The organism is Rhodoferax sp., from assembly GCF_028714215.1.
Taxonomy (GTDB): Bacteria; Pseudomonadota; Gammaproteobacteria; order Burkholderiales; family Burkholderiaceae_C; genus Rhodoferax.
Map to the genome: position 1 here is coordinate 1 of NZ_JAQTMS010000044.1, position 19330 is coordinate 19330.

Genomic DNA, 19330 nt, shown 5'->3' on the forward strand with positions numbered 1-19330 from the left:
CCGACCAACTACTACATTACCCTGAGCCCGGAGCCGGTCAAGATCACCAATGCCGAACTGGAGGACGTCGAAGTCGTGGTGGCGCCCGATCACAAGGTCTTCAGCCACACCAATCCGCTGCTGGGGATGGTGGCTGGCGGCACCTTTATCCTGCAATCGAATACCGGTGCCGAAGAGGTCTGGGCCGGTTTGCCGGCGCCGGCCCGGGCCACCATCCGCAGCAAGAAGATCCGCTTCTTCATCATCGATGCGTTTGCCGTTGCCAAGAAAAATGCGCCGACGCCGGAACTGGCCACGCGCATGATGGGCATCGCCTTCATTGGCGCAGTGGCGGGTCATGTGCACCAGGTGTCGGCCGGGGCTGCGGCGGATGTGATCCTGGAAAAAGTCCGCCAGCAAATCTCGAAGAAGTTCGGCGGCAAGGGCAGTGCCGTGATCGACGGCAATATGGCGGTGATCCGCGAGGGCATAGAGGCGACGCAGAAAGTCGATTACGACCAGGCCCAGTTCACCAGCATCGAGGCGAAACCGGCTCCGATTGTGATTCACAACGCTTCGCTGTCGGCGGCGGCCTGCCACAACGTCGGCACATCGAGTTGTGCCGGCATGTTCGACCGCCAGTATTACGACGACATGGTGCTGGACCCGTTCCGCGATGGCAGCATCGGCGAGGCACCGGTGCTGCCCGGCAGCGGCTTGTTCATGCCGGCCGGCAGCGCCGGCTCCAAGGACAAGGGGCTGTTCCGCCGCACCGTGCCCGAGTTCAAGGCCGACCTGTGCACCGGTTGCATGGAGTGCGCTCTGGTCTGCCCGGATGCCGCCATTCCCAACGTGGTGCACGACATTCACGAGTTGCTGCTGGCAGGCATCAAACAGCTGGACATCACGCCGGCGCAAGCCGAGGCGATGCGCGGCCACGTTTATGCGCTGGCCGAGGCGGTGCGCGAGAGTTACCGCCAGGGCAAGCAGGCGCGGCCGTTCCACGAGTTGGTGGCCGAGGCGGCGACCCATCTGGAAACCGACAACGTCACGCTGCTGCGCAATTTCAACAAGCTGATCGAGCTGCTGGCGCTCTATCCGGTAGCGCGCACGCGGCCTTTCTTTGATGCCATGGAAAAGGCCAAGCCAGGCAGTGGCGGCCTGTACGCCGCCAACATCGATCCCTGGAAATGCACCGGTTGCCTGGAGTGCGTGGATGTCTGCGGCCCGGGCGCCCTGGTGGCGCGCGAGCAGGATGCGGCCGTGCTGGAGACCCTGCAGCAGCGTTTCGAGTTCATGGGCAAGCTGCCCAACACGCCGGCGCGCTTTGTCGATGGCGCGATCAAGCCTGACGGTGAGGTCAAGCGTCTGCTGCTGGACCGCGCCAACTACTACGCCACCACTGGCGGCCATGGGGCTTGCCGCGGCTGCGGCGAGGTCACCGCCATCCGCCTTGTGATGGCCACCAACCATGCCCTGGCCAGCAAGCGCCAGCGCGACCATATCCGCGAACTGGAGCGTTTGATTGCCGGCCTGGGCGCCAAGCAGGCGACGCTGGCCGACACCGACACCGACACCGACACCGACACCGACACCGACACCGACACCGACACCGACACCGAGCGCCGGCAACGTCTGGCCGCGCTGGTCGCCATTCTGGAAAAACGGCTCTACTACTTCGAGAGCGGCCCCAGCGGCAACGGTCCGGCCGGCGCCGTGGTCGCCAACTCCACCGGTTGCAGCAGCGTTTACGCGTCGACCTTCCCGTACAACTGCTACAACGACCCCTGGGTCAACAGCTTGTTCCAGGATGCGCAGCCGCTGGCCAAGGGTATTTTCGAGGGCATCGCCGCGCAGACTGTTGGCGACGTGCGGGCGCAGCGCCTGGCCCGGCTGGAACTGGCCGACGATTACGACGCCAAGACCCACGACCATGAGTTGCGCATGTTGTCCTGGGAGCAGTTCAGCGTCGATGAGTTGGGCCAGATGCCCACCGTGATCACGGTCGGTGGCGACGGCGCCACCTACGACATCGGCTTCGGCGCGCTGTCGCGCATCCTGATGAGCGGCACGCCGCTGAAAGTCCTGGTGCTCAACACCGGCTCCTATTCCAATACCGGTGGTCAGGCCTCGACCTCCAGCTTCCTGGGGCAGGACTCCGATCTGGCGCGCTTCGGCAGTGCCGCCAGCGGCAAGCACGAGTCGCGCAAGGAACTGGGCCTGATCGCCGCTTTCCATTCCAACGTGTTCGTCTGCGCCAGCAGCACCGCGCTGCAAGGGCATTTCCTGAAGAACACGATGGAGTTCCTGAATTACACCGACGGGCCGGCGGTGCTGGACGTCTACACCCCTTGCCAGGGTGAGCACGGCATCGGCGACGCGGCATCGTCGGAGCGTTCGCGGCTGGCGGTGGAGAGCCGCATGAGTCCGGTATTCGTGCACGATCCGCGCCGCGGCAGCACGCTGCACGACTGGTTTTCGCTCGAAGGCAACCCGGAGCCCGAGAAGACCTGGGCCACCACGACGCTGGAATACATCGACGACGAGGGCCAGCTCAAGATGCTGAGCATGGCGCTGACACCGGCGCATTTCGCGCTCGGTGAAATTCGCTTCAAGAAGCAGTTCCACAAACTGGGCGCCGACGCTGCCAATGCGCTGCCGGTGGAGGCCTATGTCGAGTTGCCGAAAGCCCAGCGCGCCGGCAAGACCGCTTTCATCTGGTCCACCGACGGCAAGAAGCGCCTGATCAAAATCGGGCTGGCCGAGGCCATCGTGGCGCTGGTGGAGGAGCGTCGCAAGTACTGGCATCTGCTGCAATACCTGGATGGCCAGCATGTGGCCAAGCTGGGCGAGAGTCATCGCCAGGGCATGGAAACCTTGCAGGCGCAATACCTTGATTCGGTGACGCAGCGCGATTCGTCGCTGGACTCTTTTGCCCGTGCCATGGCGGAACTGGCGGCCTCCAGCAAGGCGCCGGTGGCTGCGTCCCGAGTCATACCGATCACGGCGATCTCCGACCGCCCCGCAGCGGCCACAGGAGCGGCCGTGGCGACTGCCGATGCGCTGGTCAGCTACGACATTGCCGACCAGGTCAGATGCACCGACTGCAAGACTTGCTACCAGGACTTGCCGGAGCTGTTCGAGAAGACCCGGATCGTGGTCGACGGCCAGTCCCGGGACGTTGCCCGGATGATCCCCGGCGCACTGGAACGGCTGACCGTCACGCCCGAGTTGAAGGCCCGCATCAAGCGCGTGTCCGCCAATTGCGACGCGGAGATCATTCGATGAGCAGCGTCAACCCGAACCCCGGCAGTGGCGATGCGCTGCAGCGCTACCTGAGTGCCAGCAGCACGCTGGAAAGTACCCGCTCCCAGATCGAGGCCCTGGAGGGCAGCCTGGAGGTCGAGACCTTCAATCAGCAGTTGACCTTGCTGCGCCGGCGCCTGCTGACCGAGCCGCAGGCTTTTCGCGACATGTTCATCGCCGACGGCAGCAACGCCATGGTGTGGGAATTTCAGCAGGACGAACTCAGTGCCGAGTTCACGCGTACCTTGTGGGCCTTGCTGCTGCGCGACGACGACGCCAGCAAGGTGCTGATGCGCTTTGTCTGGAACGTGCCGCTCAAGCTCAAGCGCAAGTTCGTGCGCGCCATCGACGGTCACCTGTCGGAGCGCTACCCGATGTTCAAGGGCTTGTCGGAGAACTGGCCGGCCGAGAACGCCATCCCGCCCTACATGCGCGATGCCGAGGAGCGCTCGCGCGACTTCGGTCTGGTGAACCAGGGCTACCTGGGTTACATGAACCTGGGCTACAGCGCGCGCGAGGTCGAGATGTTCGTCTGGCTGGAAGCGCTGCGCGACAAACAGTGTGAAGACAAGCCCTGCGAAATCGGCGTCCACGTGGCTGGCAAGTTCGAACCCAAAGGCGGTTGCCCGGTCAAGATTCATATTCCGGAAATGCTGGAATTGCTGGGCACCGGCCGTTTTCGCGAAGCCATGGAGTTGATCGAAAATTGCAACCCGCTGCCCAATGTCACGGGCCGCGTTTGCCCGCAGGAATTGCAATGCCAGGGCGTCTGCACGCACCAGAAACAGCCGATCGAGATCGGCCAGATCGAGTGGTACCTGCCGCAGCGCGAAAAACTGGTCAATGCCGACAGCATCGCCGCGCGCTTTGCCAATTTGCCGGACCCCTGGGCCAAGGCCGACAAGCCGCCGGTGGCGGTGGTGGGCTCCGGTCCGGCCGGTCTGATCAACGCTTACCTGCTGGCCTCCGAGGGCTTCCCGGTGACGGTGTTCGAGGCCTTCCATGCACTGGGCGGCGTGCTGCGCTACGGCATCCCGGAGTTCCGGCTGCCCAACGATCTGATCGACGATGTGGTCGGCAAGATCCGGCTGCTGGGCGGCAAGTTCGTTGCCAACTTTGTGGTCGGCAAGACCGCCACCATCGAGGACCTGAAAAAAGCCGGCTTCTGGAAGGTTTTCATCGGCACCGGCGCCGGCTTGCCGCGCTTCATGAACGTGGCCGGCGAACACCTGCTCAACGTCATGTCGGCCAACGAGTTCCTGACGCGCGTGAACCTGATGCAGGGCTTGCACCAGGACTACGAGACGCCGTTGCCCGAGACGCGCGGCAAGCGGGTGATCGTCATCGGCGGCGGCAACACGGCCATGGACGCGGCCCGCACGGCGCGCCGCCTGGGTGGCCTGGTCACCATCGTCTACCGCCGCACCCAGTCCGAGATGCCGGTGCGCGTTGAAGAGTTGCACCACGCCCTGGAGGAAGGCATCCAGTTGAAGGAGTTGCGCGCCCCCAGCGAATTTGTCGGCGACGACAAAACCCATTTTGTGACGCACGCGAAGCTCGATGTGATCGCGCTGGGCGAGCCCGATGCCAGCGGCCGGCGCAGCCCGGTCAGCACCGGCAAGGTAGAGACCATGGCGGTGGACCTGGTCATCATGGCGCTGGGCAACACGCCCAACCCCATCATCCGCGAATCCGAGCCCAGCCTGAAGACCACCAAGTGGGGCACCATCGATGTGGCCGACGGCTCGCAGCAGACTTCACTGGCCGGGGTTTACTCCGGCGGCGATGCCACGCGCGGCGGCTCCACGGCGATTCGCGCGGCCGGCGACGGGCAAGCGGCGGCGCGCGAAATTGTCGGCGACATCAACCTCACTGCCGACGAAATTCAGACCATGGTCAGAGGCGCTCAGCATTACACCGGGCTCGGCGCCGCACCGCAAACGATCCTGGAAAAAATCGAGCTGGCCGACGGCATTGTCGAGTTCATCGTGCATTCACCGCTGGTTGCCAAGGCGGCGCAAGCCGGGCAGTTCGTGCGCGTCTTGCCCTGGGACAAGGGCGAGCTGATTCCACTGACGCTGGCCGATTGGGATGCGCAAAAAGGCACCATTTGCCTGGTGGTGCAAGCCATGGGCAGCAGCAGCATCGCCATCAACAAAATGGCGGTCGGCGACGCCTTCACCGGCATCGCCGGACCGCTGGGCTTGCCCAGCGCGCTGCACCGTTACGAGGGGCCGCAGACAGTGGTGTTCACCGCCGGCGGTCTAGGATTGCCGCCGGTCTATCCCATCATGCGCGCGCACTTGCGGCTGGGCAACCATGTGACGTTGATTGCCGGTTTCCGCAATTCGGACTTGCTGTTCTGGGTCAAGGACGGAGAACGTGTCGCCGCCTTGAAGGCTGAATTTGGCGATCAGCTCGACGTTATCTACACCAGCAACGACGGCAGCTTTGGCGCCAAGGGTTTTGTCACGACGCCGCTGGAAGTCATGCTGAAAGACAACATGACAGTGAAGGGCCGCAAAATCGCCGAGGTGGTGACCATAGGCCCGCCGCTCATGATGCGTGCCGTCAGCGACCTGACCAAGCCTTACGGCGTGAAGACCGTGGCCAGTTTGAACTCCATCATGGTGGACGCCACCGGCATGTGCGGCGCCTGCATGGTGCCGGTCACCATTGCCGGCAAGATGGTGCGCAAGCACGCCTGCGTCGACGGCCCCGAACTCGACAGCCACATCATCGACTGGGACAAGTTCCTGCCGCGCTTCAATCAGTTCAAGACCCAGGAGCAGGAGAGCAGGGTGAGCCACGGGTTTGCGTGAGGCTTTGCGAAATCAGTCACTGTCATTGCGTCCCCGGATCAGGTCCTGGGTGACAGCACCCGCAATCCATGGATGCCGGATTGGGCCCGCCCCGGACTCTGATTCGGGGTCCGGCATGACAAGCTGTCGGTGAAGGTGTCATTAGTTGGTGGCCTTGAGCAGGGCCTCGATACGCCCCGGCGCATCGCGGGCCGCGAGTGTCAGCGCGGTGGGCGTGGGGCGCCAATCGCTGACGAACTTTTCGGCGGTCTGCACCTGTTCGCTGCTCATCTGCGCGGCGATCGTGTCCAGGCTCGCTTGCGCGGTGTCGGTCAATTTGCCGCGTGACAGCAGTTGTGAAATTTTGAACCAAGCGTAGGTCATGGCCAAATCCCTGGCTTCGACGTTGCCGTCGTGGTACCACTTCGAGAGGTTGAAGGCGGATGGCGCAAAGCCTTGTTGTGCCGCCAGCTTCCACCATTTGCCGGCCTGTGCGTGGTCAGCTTTTCGATAGTAGGTATTGGCCACATCGTATTGCGCCAATGCATAGCCGGCTTCGGCTGAGAACAGCTTGTAGTCGAGCGCCTGTTGTGGGTCCAGCGGCGCGGCGCCGGGAAATTGCCCGGCGTAATAGCAGCCAAGCTTGTAGGCGCCCAGCGGGTCTTTGCCGGTCGCCGATTTCAGGAACCAATCAAAAGCCAGCTTGGGGTCTTTGCTGGCGCCGCCGATGCCGTTGTTGTACAGCATGCCAACGTGGTATTGCGCCTCGGCATTGCCTCGGTTCGCCAGCACCATGACTTGTTCCAGCGTGTTCTGGTCGATGGCTTGGGCTGGCGTGATGCAGGCCAGCAACAGGGCCAATAGCAGTGCGAAGAATTTCATGGGACTCCCTTGCAGCGTTGTTGGTGATCCTTGGTGGATCGGCTTTTTTTATTTATGCAACCAAGCCTGATTCTGCCTCATTCGCCACCAGCAAAAACGGATTGACGATGCGCAGCGTGCCGCCTACCAACTGGTTGTGTTGCAGGTCTTCGGTGTAGAGTACATCGGCGCCGGCTTGCAAGGCAGCGGCCAGCACCAGACTGTCGTAAAAACTGTAGCGGGTATCAAGCTGTAAATCGAGTGCGCTATGCAGCAACTCCGGGCTGGAGCCGACGCGATTGATGGGTTGCATGGCGGCGTCTATGAACTGTTTGCACTCATCGGCAGTGCAGCGTTGCGCAAATTTTCGGGTGGCGACGTTGGCAAATTCCTGAATCACCTGGTAGCTGGTGCAACCCAGATGGCTGGCCAGGGCCAACTCCATCAACTGCAGTGCGCGCTGCTTCTTCAGTGGTTCGCTGGCCAGCAGGGCGTAGACAAAGATGTTGGTGTCCAGGAAAAACACCTCGCCTGCCTTGGGCTGCATCAAGCTGGCCATGTTCAACGCTCGTTCATCTCGGTGCGTGTAAAACTGCGCCCGGCGTCGACATGGGCGAGCTGTTTCATAACGTCTCGAAAACGGGCCACAGCAGCCTCGTCTTGCGAGCCTGCATAGGTGGCCAGCCAATTGCGAAATTCGACGTTCAGCGTGGTCTGCGCTGCCGCGGCTTTTTCGCGGGCGCGATTGATCAGTTGTTCGTCGGCGGAGAGAGTGATATTGCGGAGCATGTGAGTAAATTGCAGTGCGCACTGGATAAGACTTGAAGTGTACACGAAGCGATCAAAAACAGCAAGTGAAACGGATCAAACCAGATCAATTGGGTTGCAGCGCCGTCAGGCTTGACACCGGGCGGCGCAGGGTCGGATCAAAGGGGTTGATTTTGGGGCTGATGCCCTGTGCTTCGCGCTTGAGCATTTCCACCACGGTAGGCAGGCGCTCGGGGCTCAGGCGCGCCGAGATGGTGCCCACGCTCAGGGCCGCGACGGCGCGACCGTCATGGTCGCAAACCGGTACCGCGACACCGGCCATGCCCTCCAGCAAACCGGTGTTGCGCCCGGCGTAGCCCAGCTCGCGCACGGACTCGATCTCGGTGCGCAGGTAGACCTCGTCGAAGACCCCCAGCTCGTGTACCCGCGGCAGGTTGAAGCGGATCACTTCCTCGCGCTCGGCCTCGGGCAGGAATGCCAGTATCGCCAGGCTGCCTTGCCCGATGCCCAGCGCAATGCGGCCGCCGATGTCGCCGGTGAAGGAACGGATCGGAAACGGTCCCTCGCTGCGGTCCAGGCAGACCGCGTCGAAGCCGCTGCGCGCCAGCAGAAAGATGGTGTCGCCCAGGCTGGCGCACAGGCGCAGCAGGGTCGGGCGGCAGAGGTCGCGCAGGTTCATCGGATTGCCGGCGCGCGCCGCCAGCACAAAGAATTCGATGCTGAGACGGTAGTGCTTGCTGCGCTGATCCTGCTCCACCACGTTCTGCGCAATCAGCGCTTGCAGCGTGCGGTGCACGGTGGCTTGGGTCAGTCCCACTGCCTTGGCAATTTGCGTGACGCGCGCGCCCTGCGTTTTCGCGTCGGCCAGCAGCCGGATGATGGCGAAGGCGCGTTCCAGTCCGCCAACGCCAGGGCTTTCGGGTTTTAGATTATCTTTTAATGGAATCATATTTAATACATTTGCATAAGTATTCCGACAATCGGAATATATTACAAATTTATGTCGTTTGATGGAATACCCTGTTGACGGCGTTAAATCTTTTAGGAGATCATTTGCACTCACATTGTCCGGCCACGGTCTCGCGCTAGGCCCTGTTTGCCGGGTGATGACAAGGAGTGATGGATGTCTTTTTTGACGCTTTCTGATGTGTCCAAGCTGTATGGTGCTACCCCCGTGGTGGCCCATATGAGCCTGAGCGTGGCAAGAGGCGAGTTCGTGTCCTTGTTGGGTCCGTCGGGCTGTGGCAAGACCACGACGCTGCAGATGATTGCCGGTTTTACCGAGGTCAGCAGCGGGCAGATCCTGCTCGATGGGCGCGACATCACCCACGCCAAACCCAACTCGCGCGGCCTGGGCATTGTGTTTCAGAGCTACGCGCTGTTCCCGCACATGACGGTCTTCGACAACGTCAGTTTCGGGCTCGAGATGCGGCGCGTTGCCAGCGCCGAGCGGCGCCAGCGCGTCAATGCGACGCTGGCGCTGGTGCACCTGGAAGAGCACGCCATGCGCTATCCGCGCGAGCTGTCGGGCGGTCAACGCCAGCGGGTGGCGCTGGCACGGGCTCTGGTGATAGCACCGCCGGTGCTGCTGCTGGATGAGCCGCTGTCCAACCTGGACGCCAAGTTGCGCGAGGAGATGCAGTTCGAGTTGCGGCAAATCCAGCGCAAAGTGGGCACCACCACCATCATGGTCACGCACGACCAGACCGAGGCGATGTCGATCAGCGACCGGGTGGTGGTGATGCAAGCCGGCCGCGTCACGCAGATCGATGCGCCTTACAAGTTGTACGAGCAACCGCAAACGCGCTTCATCTCGACCTTTGTCGGCAAGGCCAACCTGCTGTCGGGCCGCGTGCGCAGCACCGGTCCCCAAGCGCAGATTGCGCTGGGCAGTTTGCAACTGGCGGTCGATGGCACCGGCCTGAGCGAGGGTACCGAGGTGGTGCTGAGTTTGCGGCCCGAAAAAATCAGTTTCGTGCCGCTTGGGCAAGGGCAGATGGACGGCGTCGTCACGGCGCGCTTCTTTCTTGGCAGCCAATGGCTTTACCACCTCGGTACGCCCGTTGGCGAGTTGCTGGTGGCCTGCCCCAATGGCGACGCCCAGCCGCTGGAGGAGCAGCAGCGCACCGGTCTGGCCTGGGCCGCGCCTTCGCTGCGGGTCTTGTCATGAGCCTGCGCGCCAGCACCACACCCTGGGCGCTGTCGGCACCGGCACTGCTGCTGTTCGGCTGTCTGCTGCTGGTGCCGCTGGGGTTGACCGCAGTGTTGTCGTTCAACGTGTTCGATTACGCTACCGGCGTCAAGAATGAGTTCACATTGGCGCACTACGCTGCCGTGCTGAGCGACGAGTACTACTACGGGATTTTCTGGCGCACCTTCTGGATCTCGGGACTCACTACCTTGATCTGTCTGGCCATCGGCGCCCCCGAGGCCTATGTGCTGAGTCGCATGGGTGATCCCTGGCGCTCCATTTTTCTGCTGGTGGTGCTGGCGCCCTTGCTGGTGTCGGTGGTGGTCAGGGCGTTCGGCTGGAGCATGCTGCTGGGGCCGCAAGGTCTGGTCAACCAAGGCTTGCAGGCGCTGGGACTGGGGTCGCTGCGCCTGCTCTACACCGAATGGGCGGTGGTGATTGCGCTGGTGCACGTGATGCTGCCCTTCATGGTGATCCCGGTCTGGACCTCCTTGCAAAAACTCGATGCCGGGGTCGAGAACGCCGCCTTGTCGCTCTCGGCCTCGCAATTCACCACGTTGCGCCGCGTTGTGCTGCCGCAGGTGATGCCAGGGATTTTGTCCGGCAGCCTGATCGTGTTCGGACTGAGTGCCAGCGCTTTTGCGATTCCCGGTCTGCTGGGCGGCCGTCGTCTCAAGATGGTGGCCACGGTGGTCTACGACGAGTACCTGCATGAACTCAATTGGCCACTGGGCGCAGCGCTGGCGCTGACGCTGCTGCTGGCCAATCTGCTGGTGATGCTGAGCTACAACCGCGTGCTGGAAGGCCGCTACAAGAGGGCGCTGGGGTAGGGCCTGCTCACACCAATTTCACAAGATGCGTTGCGGATCAAAAATTTCATGCGCTAGGCGCGAAACGCAGCCGGAGTCATCCTCCGGCAAGGCTTCGCAACGCCGCGCGTGGAATTTTTGGCCACAACCCGGAGGGAACGTGAATAAATACGCGCCACTCGTTGTTGCACTCCTAGCCCAGACATCCAGTCTGGGCGTCGTCGCGCGCCTAGATTGGCGCGTATTTATTCACGTTCGCACTTGCGAAATTGGTGTGAGCAGGCCCTAGCCATGTCGAAAAACGGCCCCCTGGCATTGCTCTTCAACGCGCTGGTGATCAGCTTCATGCTGGCACCGTTGCTGATTGTGTGCGTGGTCGCCTTCACACCGGAGAATACCTTGACGATTCCCAGCACGCAGCTCTCGCTGCGCTGGTTCAAGGCAGTGTTCGCCCACCCCGATTTCGTCACCTCGTTCTGGAACAGCTTGTGGCTGGCGTTGTCTTCGGCCACGCTGGCGACCTTGATCGCGGTGCCGTCCGGGCTGGCCATCACGCGTTACAGCTTCGCCGGGCGCGACGCCTTGAACGCGCTGTTTCTGTCGCCGCTGATCATTCCCCACCTGGTGCTGGGCGTGGCGTTGCTCAGGCTGTTCTCGCTGATCGGCGCCACCGGCAGTTTCTTCTGGCTGGTGCTGGCCCATGTGGTGGTGATCACGCCTTACGTGTTGCGACTGGTGGTGGCGGCCTCCAGCGGCGCCGACCGCAGTTGCGAGCAGGCCGCGCTGTCGCTGGGGGCCGGCGATCTGACGGTGTTTCGGCGCGTCACCCTGCCGATGATTCTGCCGGGTGTCACGGGCGGCTGGCTGCTGGCTTTCATCAACAGTTTTGACGAGGTGACGATGTCGATTTTTGTGACGGCACCGGCCACCGTGACCTTGCCGGTGCGCATGTACATGTACGCCACCGAGTCGATCGATCCACTGATGGCCGCTGCTTCGGCCTTGATGGTCGCTTTCACCGCTGCGGTCATGCTTTTGCTGGACCGGCTGTATGGCCTGGACAAGATTCTGGTGGGTGGCAAATGACTGCGGCGCTGACGAGCAATCCTCTTTTTCAACGACTGAGCGAGACGCAGCGCGAGCGCGTCACGTTCACGCTCGATGGCCAGCCTCTTGAGGCCTTGGCGGGTGACACGGTCATGACGGCGCTGTTGACGCACGGCATGGTTCTGCGGCACTCGGACTTCAGTGGTGCGGCGCGGGCCGGCTTCTGCCTGATGGGGGCTTGCCAGGACTGCTGGGTTGGCAGCGAGAGCGGTGAGCGCTACCAAGCCTGCTGCACCTTCATTCAGCCCGGCATGCGGCTGTTGACGCAGCGGGACGCCACGACATGAGCGCCGCGCCGGGCCGTCCCCAAGCAAGCTCGCACCGCTGTGCGCAGCACGAAGGTACTCCAGTGAGCGCCGCGTTGCAGCCGGTCATTGTGGGCGCCGGGCCCGCCGGTATCCGTGCCGCGCAGACACTGCTGCGCCACGGCCTGCGCCCGCTGCTGATCGATGAGGCGGCGCGCGCGGGTGGCCAGATCTACCGCCAGCCACCGGCGCACTTCCAACGCTCGAAGGAATCGCTTTACGGTTTTGAGGCGGCGCGTGCCGATGCCGTGCACCAGGCCATGAACGGGATGCTGAACAGCGTTGACTACCGTCCCAACACGCTGGTGTGGAATGCCGAGGCCGGCCGGCTGGATGTCTTGCAGCAGAGCCGGACTTCCACCGTACCCTATGCGCAACTGATTGTGGCCACCGGTGCCACCGATCGGGTGCTGCCTTTTTCGGGCTGGACCACGCCCGGTGTCTACAGCCTGGGCGGCGCCCAGGTGGCGCTCAAGTTCCAGGGTTGTGCCATCGGCAGCCGGGTGGTGTTCATGGGCACCGGCCCCTTGCTGTACCTGGTGGCCTATCAATATGCGAAAGCCGGTGCGGATGTTGTGGCCGTGCTCGACAGCGCCACCCTGGGCGATCAGATGGCGGCGCTGCCGGCCCTGTTGCGGCAACCGGCGGTGCTGGCCAAGGGCTTGTATTACGTGGCCTGGTTGCGCGCGCACGGGGTGCGTCTGCAAGGCGCTGTGCGGCCGGTCAGGGTGCTGGGCCAGACCCGCGTCACGGGTGTCGTCTGGCACGGTGCGCAAGGCGAGCAGACGCTGGCCTGCGATGCCATTGGTTTGGGTTACGGTCTGCGTTCGGAGACCCAACTGGCCGACATTCTGGGCTGCCGCTTCCATTTCGATGCGCTGCAAGCGGCCTGGCTGCCCCAGCGCGACGCGGCCGGGCGCTCCAGCGTGGCGGGCGTCTACCTGGCCGGCGACGGCGCCGGCATCATGGGTGCCGACGCGGCAGAGTGGGCCGGTGAACGGGCTGCGCTGGCCTTGCTGCAAGACGCGAGGATCAGTCTTGGCGCCGCCAGCCGGGACCGCGCGGCCACGCTGGAACGTCAATTGGCGCGCACGCAGCGCTTTCGGGTCGGCCTGGAGCGCGCCTTTCCCTTGCCCACCGACTGGGCCGCGCAGGCACCGGATGACTTGGTCATTTGCCGCGGCGAAGAGGTCACGGCGGGCGACTTGCGCCGTACCGCAAAGGCGACCGGCGCCACCGAGATCAACCGGCTCAAGGCCTTGAGCCGGGTCGGCATGGGGCGTTGTCAGGGCCGCATGTGCGCGCACGCGGCCGCCGAAGTTCTGGCCCACTGTAGCGGCCAGTCGGTCCAGCAGGTGGGACGCTTGCGCGGCCAGGCGCCGATCAAGCCGATTCCGTTCGCGCTGGTTCAGCCGGTGGCAGCGATAGCTCAGGAGGAGGCCGCATGAAGGAGCGGTTGCTGAGCGACGTGGCCATCATCGGCGGCGGCATCGTCGGCGCCTCGGCGGCGCTGGCGCTGCGCCAGAGGGGGATGTCGGTGACGTTACTGGAACGCGACTTTTGCGGCTCACGCTCCAGCGGCGTCAACTACGGCGGCGTGCGGCGCCAGGGGCGCTCACTGGCTCAGTTGCCGCTGTCGCAGCGCGCCCACGAGATCTGGGGTCGCCTGCCCCAGCTGATTGGCATCGATGGCGAATACGTCCGCTCCGGGCACCTCAAAATTGCCCGCAGCGAAGCCGATCTGGCGTCGCTGGAAGACTACCGGCAGCGCAGCCGGGGTTTTGGCATGGACCTGCAAATACTCGGTGCCCCAACATTGCGCCGGCTGTACCCCTGGCTCGGCGAGCGCGCCATGGGCGGCTCCTACTGCCCGCAGGATGGGCACGCCAACCCGCGCCTGGTGTCGCCGGCTTTTGCGCGCGCCGCGGCCAGGGCCGGGGCCGACATTCGGGAACAGACCCGGGTCCAGGAAATAGCCCACGACGGCAAGCAATTCGTGCTGACGACGGCGACCGATCTGGAGCTGCGCTCAAGTTTTCTGCTCAACTGCGCCGGCGCCTGGGCCGGCGCCATCGCGGAGCGTTTTGGCGAACCGGTGCCCATGGTGTCGGCACACCCGGTGATGGCCGTGACCGAGCCGCTGGGCGTATTCATGAACCTGAGTCTGGGTGTTGAAGGCGGCGGCATCTACGCGCGCCAGGCGCTGCGTGGCAATTGCGTCATTGGTGGCTCGCGCGGTTTTGCGCTGGACGCCCAGCGAGCCCGGCCAAGCCGTGAAGCGATCTCACTGGTATTGGCGCAATCCGTCGAGTTGCTGCCGGCGCTGCGCCATGCCCGCATCATTCGCAGTTGGAGCGGCACCGAAGGCTATCTGCCTGATCGCGAGCCTGTTATTGGTTTCAGCACAACGACACCCGGGCTGATCCATGGTTTTGGTTTTGCCGGGGCCGGCTTTCAGATCGGGCCGGCCGTCGGCGCGGCGCTGGCCGAGCTGGTGCAGGACGGCGCCAGCAGCACGCCGATTTCCGCATTTTCGATTTCCCGCTACCTCGCCTCTCAAGAGCACCTTCCCCCGCCACCTCAACCCCAAGGAGATTTTCCATGAAACACCAACTTTCAAACATCAACCCGGCCGCGCGCTCGCTGCTGTCACTGGCAGTCGCTGCCGTGGCCTTGGCGGCTCCGCTTGCCAATGCGCAAACCAAAACGCTGTACATCGGCATGAACGGTGGCGTGATGGAAAAAACCTGGACCGAACATGTGTTCCCGGCCTTCGAGAAGGCCAACAACGTCAAGGTGGTGGTGGTGCCGGGCACCTCGTCCGACATTCTGGCCAAGGCCCAGGCCAACAAGGACAAGCCGCAGATGCACGTCATGTTTCTGGACGACGGCGTGATGGTTCGCGCCATCGGTTTTGGCCTGTGCGAAAAGATGAAACCCAGCCCGGCGCTGAGCGAGGTGTTCCCTACCGCCCGCTTCAAGGGCGACATGGCGACCGGTGTCACCATGGGCATGACGGGCCTGGCCTACAACAAAAAGATGTTCAGCGAAAAAGGCTGGGCCGCACCGACCTCGTGGCTGGATCTGGCGGACCCCAAATTCAAGGGTAAAGTGGTGTTCCAGTCACTCTCGTCATCGACGTTCGGTCTGCACGGCTTCCTGATGTTCAACCGCATCAAGGGCGGCACCGACACCAATGTCGAGCCCGGCTTCAACGCCTGGAAGAGCAGCATCGGTCCCAATGTGCTGGAGTACATCCCCAGTTCGGCCAAGCTCTCGGAGATGCTGCAAACCGGCGAGGCCGCGATTGCACCGCTGACACCCACCTCGGTCGCCTCGTTGCAGGAAAAAGGCATTTCGGTTGAATACGCGCAGCCCAAGGAAGGCTCGGTGGTGCTGATGGTGGCCGAGTGCGTGATCGCCAACAACAGCGAACCGGCGCTGGCGCAAAAACTGGCCGAGTACCTGTTGACAGCCGACGCGCAAGCCGCCGGATTGCAGCATGGCAACCAGATTCCGTCGAACCCCAAAGCGCCCGCGGTGGGGGACGATGCCAAGCTCAAGCTGAAACAGTTTGGCGACTACATGAAGACCGCGGTGGTGGTCGACTGGAATGCCATCAACGAAAACCGTCCGGCCTGGAATGCGCGCTGGAACCGGACCATTGAACGATAGAAGACTTCAAACGGAAGCCCGCCGCAAGCGGGAAAGTTGGTTGAAGTCTTGGCCGGCTTCAATCAGCCGCGGGATGCTGCAAAAAAAGCAACGCTTTGAATCCCGGCGACGGTCAGCAGCAGCGAGCCGAACAGGTGCAGCGCGGCCGTGCCCAGGGCCAGGGCATAGCGCTGCTGGCCCAGCATGCCGACCACCTCCGCCGAGAAGCTGGAGAAGGTGGTCAGGGCGCCCAGAAAACCGGTCACCAGGGTCAGGCGCCAGATCGGGTCGAGGTTGGGCAAGCCCTGAAACACGGCCACGCAAACGCCCACCAGGTAGCCGCCGATCAGGTTGGCGGCCAGGGTGCCAAGAGGAATGGTGGCGCCGGGGTTGAGCCACAGCCCCAGGCCCCAGCGGGCCAGGGCGCCGAGACAGGCGCCGATACAAATTGCAAGGACTGAGATCATGAGGACGCCATCATAAAGGTGGCGCTGCCTCCGCTACATTTTCCCGGGCAACCAGGTCGCCATTTGTGGGAAGTACCACAGCAACAGCACCATGGCGCACATCAAAAAGAAGAACGGCAGGGTGACCCGGGCGATGTAGGTGATTTCCTTCTTGGTCATGCCTTGCAGCACAAACAGGTTGAAGCCGACCGGTGGCGTGATCTGTGCCATCTCGACCACGATGACGATGAAGATGCCGAACCAGAGCAGGTCGATGTGCGCCGCCTGCACCGTCGGCAGCAGCACGCCCATGGTCAATACCACCATCGAGATGCCGTCCAGAAAGCAACCCAGGATGGAGTAGAACACGGTCAGCGCCAGGATCAGCAGGAACGGGCTCAGGCCCAGCGAGGAGACGTACTCGGCCAGATGGCGCGGCAGGCCGATGTAGCCCATGCTCAGGGTCAGGAAGGCGGCGCCGGCAAGAATCAGGGCGATCATGCAATACAGCCGGGTCGCGCCCATCAGCGCTTCCTTGAAGTTGCTCCAGTTCAGCGAGCCCTGCAGGGCCGACAGGATGAAGGAGCCGATGACGCCCACGGCGGCGGCCTCGGTGGCGGTGGCAACGCCGGCGTAGATGCTGCCCAGCACGGCGCCGATCAGACCCACCACCGGAATCAGGTGGCGCGACTCATAGACTCTTTGCGTGAAGGTGAACTGTTCGGTGGTGGGCGGAATCTTGCCGGGATTGAGCAACGACCAGACAATCAGGTAGCCGCTGAACAGCGACGCCAGCAGCAGCCCCGGCAGCACACCGGCGACAAACAGTTGCGAGATCGAGACCTCGGCGCTGACGCCGTACACGATCATGATGATGGACGGCGGGATCAGCAGACCCAGCGTGCCGGCACCGGCCAGCGAGCCGATGATCTGGTCTTGCGGGTAGCCGCGCCGGGTCAGTTCGGGCAGCGTCATCTTGCCGATGGTGGCGCAGGTGGCGGCACTGGAACCGGAGACGGCGGCAAAGATGGTGCAGCCGATCACGTTGGTGTGCAGCAGGCGTCCGGGCAGCCAGTTGACCCACGGCGCCAAGCCCTTGAACATGCTCTCGGAAAGCTTGGTGCGAAACAGGATTTCGCCCATCCAGATGAACAAGGGCAGGGCGGTCAGGGTCCAACTGGAAGACGAGCCCCAGATCGTCAAGGCCATGGCTTCGCCGGCCGGACGGCTGGAGAACAGTTCCATCGCAATCCAGGCGACACCGGTCAGTGTCAGGCCGATCCAGACGCCGCTGCCCAGGATCAGGAACAGCGAGCCGATCAGCAGCGCGGTAACAGAAAGTTCACTCATGAAATTCTCGTTCTTGTTATTCGTTGTGCAGGGCTTCTTCGCTGTCGACGGTGAGGCGCTGGCCGAGGAATTCCAGCACCAGTTCGTCGACGAAGGCGATCAGCAGGACCAGGGCACCCAGCGCCATGCCGATTTGCGGCAGCCACAGCGGCGTGGCGTCGTTGCCGGTCGAGATGTCGTTGAAATCCCAGGACTGGTAGGACAGTTTGATCGCGTAAAAACAGAACAGACCCGATAGCAGCACGGCGGCGCTCAGGCTCCACAGTTCCAGCACTCTCTTGGCTTTGGGTGGCACCGCGTTGAGCAGCAGCGTGACCCGGATGTGCTCGTTCTTCTTCAGCGTGTGCGCCAGCGCCAGAAAGCCGGCCGCCGCCATGCAGTAGCCGGCGTACATATCGGTGCCGCGAAAGTTCATCGACACGTAGCGATCCAGCATGCCCAGCAGCACCATCAGCAGCGTGCCGACCATCATCAATGCCGCAGCCCAGGCTGCGGCGTCATAGAGCTTGTTCAAGGTAGATCGGAGCATATTGAGACGTCGGTTTGTGGATCAGGTCAGCGCCAGAGGGCCCCTGACGTGCAGTCAGCACGCGGGGCGAACCTGGGCTGTTTACTTGCTGCGGAAGGCCTTGATGATGGCCTGTCCGTCAGGGCCGGCTTTTTTCTCCCAGTCGGCCAGCATGATGGTGCCCATCTGCTTCAGATCGGCAGCCAGCTTGGCGCTGGGCGGCAAAATTTTCATGCCCTTCTTGGCGAGTTCTGTCTTGTACCACTCGTTCTTCTCGGCGCTGAGTTTCCAGCCACGGACTTCGGCGTCGGCGGCGGCTTTCGTCACCGCGGCCTGTGTGGCGGGGTCCAGCGCATTGAAGGCTTTCAGGTTGACGATGATGGCGTTCTTGGGCAACCAGGCCTGGGTGTCGTACCAGTACTTCACCGATTCGTAAATTTTGCTGTCATAGCCGGTGGAGCCGGAACTCATCATGCTGTCGACCACGCCGGTGGCAAAGGCCTGGCTCACTTCCGCCGCCTGGATGGTGACGGGTTGGGCGCCGATCAGGGCCGCGATGGTGGAGGTGGCCGGGCTGTAGGCGCGCCACTTGACGCCGCGCATGTCGGCCACCGACGAGATTTCCTTCTTCACATACAGGCCTTGCGGTGGCCAGGCCACGGTGTAGAGCAGCTTCATGCCCTGCGCGCCCAGCAGCTTGTCGAGCACCGGTTTTTGCGCCTTGTACAGCTTCATGCTGTCGGCAAAGCTGGTGGCCAGGAACGGGATGCCGTCGGCGCCGTAGATCGGGTTTTCGTTCTCGAAATTGACCAGCAGAACTTCGCCGATCTGGGCTTGGCCACCTTGCACGGCGCGCTTGATCTCGGTTGCCTTGAACAGCGACGCATTGGCGTGCACCGTGATTTTCAGCTTGCCGCCGGTTGCCTTCTCGACATCATTGGCGAATTGGATGATGTTTTCGGTGTGGAAATTGCTGGCCGGGTAGGCGGCCGGCAGGTCCCATTTGGTTTGCGCCGAGGCCAGGCCCGAGGTCAATGCCAGGGCAACTGCGGCGGCGGTGGTGCTGAGTGCGAACAGACGACGTTTCATAAAAAACTCCGGTTGATTTTGAAGGCCAAAGTGGATGCTTGAATGTAAGGCCGATTTGATCGCGGGGACTCAGTGTTTTCCCTAAATGTCAACAAATTGTTGATAAATTGTGATCTAACTACCTACAATCTGCGTCATGCAACAAAGGTGCCAACC

General features: G+C 62.9%; 17 protein-coding genes. 9 read left to right on the forward strand and 8 right to left on the reverse strand.

All coding sequences use genetic code 11. The annotated features are described in order from the left end of the window. The coding region (locus PHS32_RS17630; protein ID WP_301080396.1) for a 2-oxoacid:acceptor oxidoreductase family protein at positions 1-3267 on the forward strand (3267 nt) is incomplete at its 5' end. Then, complete coding sequence (locus PHS32_RS17635) at positions 3264-6107, forward strand: sulfide/dihydroorotate dehydrogenase-like FAD/NAD-binding protein (protein WP_301080397.1); 2844 nt, start codon at positions 3264-3266, stop codon at positions 6105-6107. The genes PHS32_RS17630 and PHS32_RS17635, both read left to right, overlap by 4 nt. Positions 6108-6248: 141 nt before the next feature. On the opposite strand, the gene PHS32_RS17640 is transcribed toward PHS32_RS17635, so the two are convergent. The 4 genes from PHS32_RS17640 to PHS32_RS17655 all read right to left on the reverse strand — a co-directional run bounded on the left by PHS32_RS17640 (position 6249) and on the right by PHS32_RS17655 (position 8664). Next, a complete protein-coding gene (locus PHS32_RS17640; protein ID WP_301080398.1) occupies positions 6249-6968 on the reverse strand; it encodes a tetratricopeptide repeat protein in 720 nt (239 codons plus the stop codon). 52 nt (positions 6969-7020) lie between these two features. Next, on the reverse strand, positions 7021-7506 hold the full coding sequence (locus tag PHS32_RS17645) for a PIN domain-containing protein (RefSeq protein ID WP_301080399.1): 486 nt from the start codon (positions 7504-7506) through the stop codon (positions 7021-7023). Positions 7507-7508: 2 nt separating this feature from the next. Beyond that, positions 7509-7736, reverse strand: a complete 228-nt coding sequence (locus PHS32_RS17650) for a hypothetical protein (RefSeq protein WP_301080400.1) — start codon at positions 7734-7736, stop codon at positions 7509-7511. Positions 7737-7821: 85 nt separating this feature from the next. Then, complete coding sequence (locus tag PHS32_RS17655; protein WP_301080401.1) at positions 7822-8664, reverse strand: IclR family transcriptional regulator; 843 nt, start codon at positions 8662-8664, stop codon at positions 7822-7824. Between the two features lie 174 nt (positions 8665-8838). Between PHS32_RS17655 and PHS32_RS17660 the strand changes: the two genes are divergently transcribed. The 7 genes from PHS32_RS17660 to PHS32_RS17690 all read left to right on the forward strand — a co-directional run bounded on the left by PHS32_RS17660 (position 8839) and on the right by PHS32_RS17690 (position 15802). Beyond that, positions 8839-9885: an ABC transporter ATP-binding protein gene (locus tag PHS32_RS17660; protein WP_301080402.1), complete on the forward strand. Its 1047-nt coding sequence runs from the start codon at positions 8839-8841 to the stop codon at positions 9883-9885. Beyond that, the gene (locus PHS32_RS17665) at positions 9882-10736 is read left to right on the forward strand and encodes an ABC transporter permease (protein ID WP_301080403.1); all 855 of its coding nucleotides are present in this window, start codon (positions 9882-9884) and stop codon (positions 10734-10736) included. The genes PHS32_RS17660 and PHS32_RS17665 overlap by 4 nt, the downstream gene beginning before the upstream one ends. Positions 10737-11006: 270 nt before the next feature. Further along, positions 11007-11801, forward strand: a complete 795-nt coding sequence (locus tag PHS32_RS17670; RefSeq protein ID WP_301080404.1) for an ABC transporter permease — start codon at positions 11007-11009, stop codon at positions 11799-11801. Next, entirely contained in the window at positions 11798-12109 is a 312-nt protein-coding gene (locus PHS32_RS17675) for a (2Fe-2S)-binding protein (RefSeq protein WP_301080405.1), read from the forward strand. The genes PHS32_RS17670 and PHS32_RS17675 overlap by 4 nt, the downstream gene beginning before the upstream one ends. A gap of 62 nt (positions 12110-12171) precedes the next feature. Continuing rightward, positions 12172-13575: an FAD/NAD(P)-binding oxidoreductase gene (locus tag PHS32_RS17680; RefSeq protein ID WP_301080406.1), complete on the forward strand. Its 1404-nt coding sequence runs from the start codon at positions 12172-12174 to the stop codon at positions 13573-13575. Continuing rightward, entirely contained in the window at positions 13572-14732 is a 1161-nt protein-coding gene (locus PHS32_RS17685) for an FAD-dependent oxidoreductase (RefSeq protein WP_301080407.1), read from the forward strand. The genes PHS32_RS17680 and PHS32_RS17685 overlap by 4 nt, the downstream gene beginning before the upstream one ends. Continuing rightward, positions 14729-15802, forward strand: a complete 1074-nt coding sequence (locus PHS32_RS17690) for an ABC transporter substrate-binding protein (protein ID WP_301080408.1) — start codon at positions 14729-14731, stop codon at positions 15800-15802. Before PHS32_RS17685 ends, PHS32_RS17690 begins: the two co-directional genes overlap by 4 nt. Positions 15803-15864: 62 nt before the next feature. Here PHS32_RS17690 and crcB read toward each other — a convergent pair whose 3' ends face one another. From crcB to PHS32_RS17710, 4 genes are all read right to left on the reverse strand, one after another. Beyond that, on the reverse strand, positions 15865-16248 hold the full coding sequence (crcB, locus tag PHS32_RS17695; RefSeq protein WP_301080409.1) for a fluoride efflux transporter CrcB: 384 nt from the start codon (positions 16246-16248) through the stop codon (positions 15865-15867). Positions 16249-16281: 33 nt separating this feature from the next. Further along, positions 16282-17577, reverse strand: a complete 1296-nt coding sequence (locus PHS32_RS17700) for a TRAP transporter large permease subunit (RefSeq protein WP_301080410.1) — start codon at positions 17575-17577, stop codon at positions 16282-16284. Positions 17578-17593: 16 nt separating this feature from the next. Next, positions 17594-18106, reverse strand: a complete 513-nt coding sequence (locus PHS32_RS17705) for a TRAP transporter small permease (protein WP_301080412.1) — start codon at positions 18104-18106, stop codon at positions 17594-17596. A gap of 81 nt (positions 18107-18187) precedes the next feature. Next, complete coding sequence (locus tag PHS32_RS17710) at positions 18188-19174, reverse strand: TRAP transporter substrate-binding protein (RefSeq protein ID WP_301080413.1); 987 nt, start codon at positions 19172-19174, stop codon at positions 18188-18190. Positions 19175-19330 lie beyond the last annotated feature (156 nt).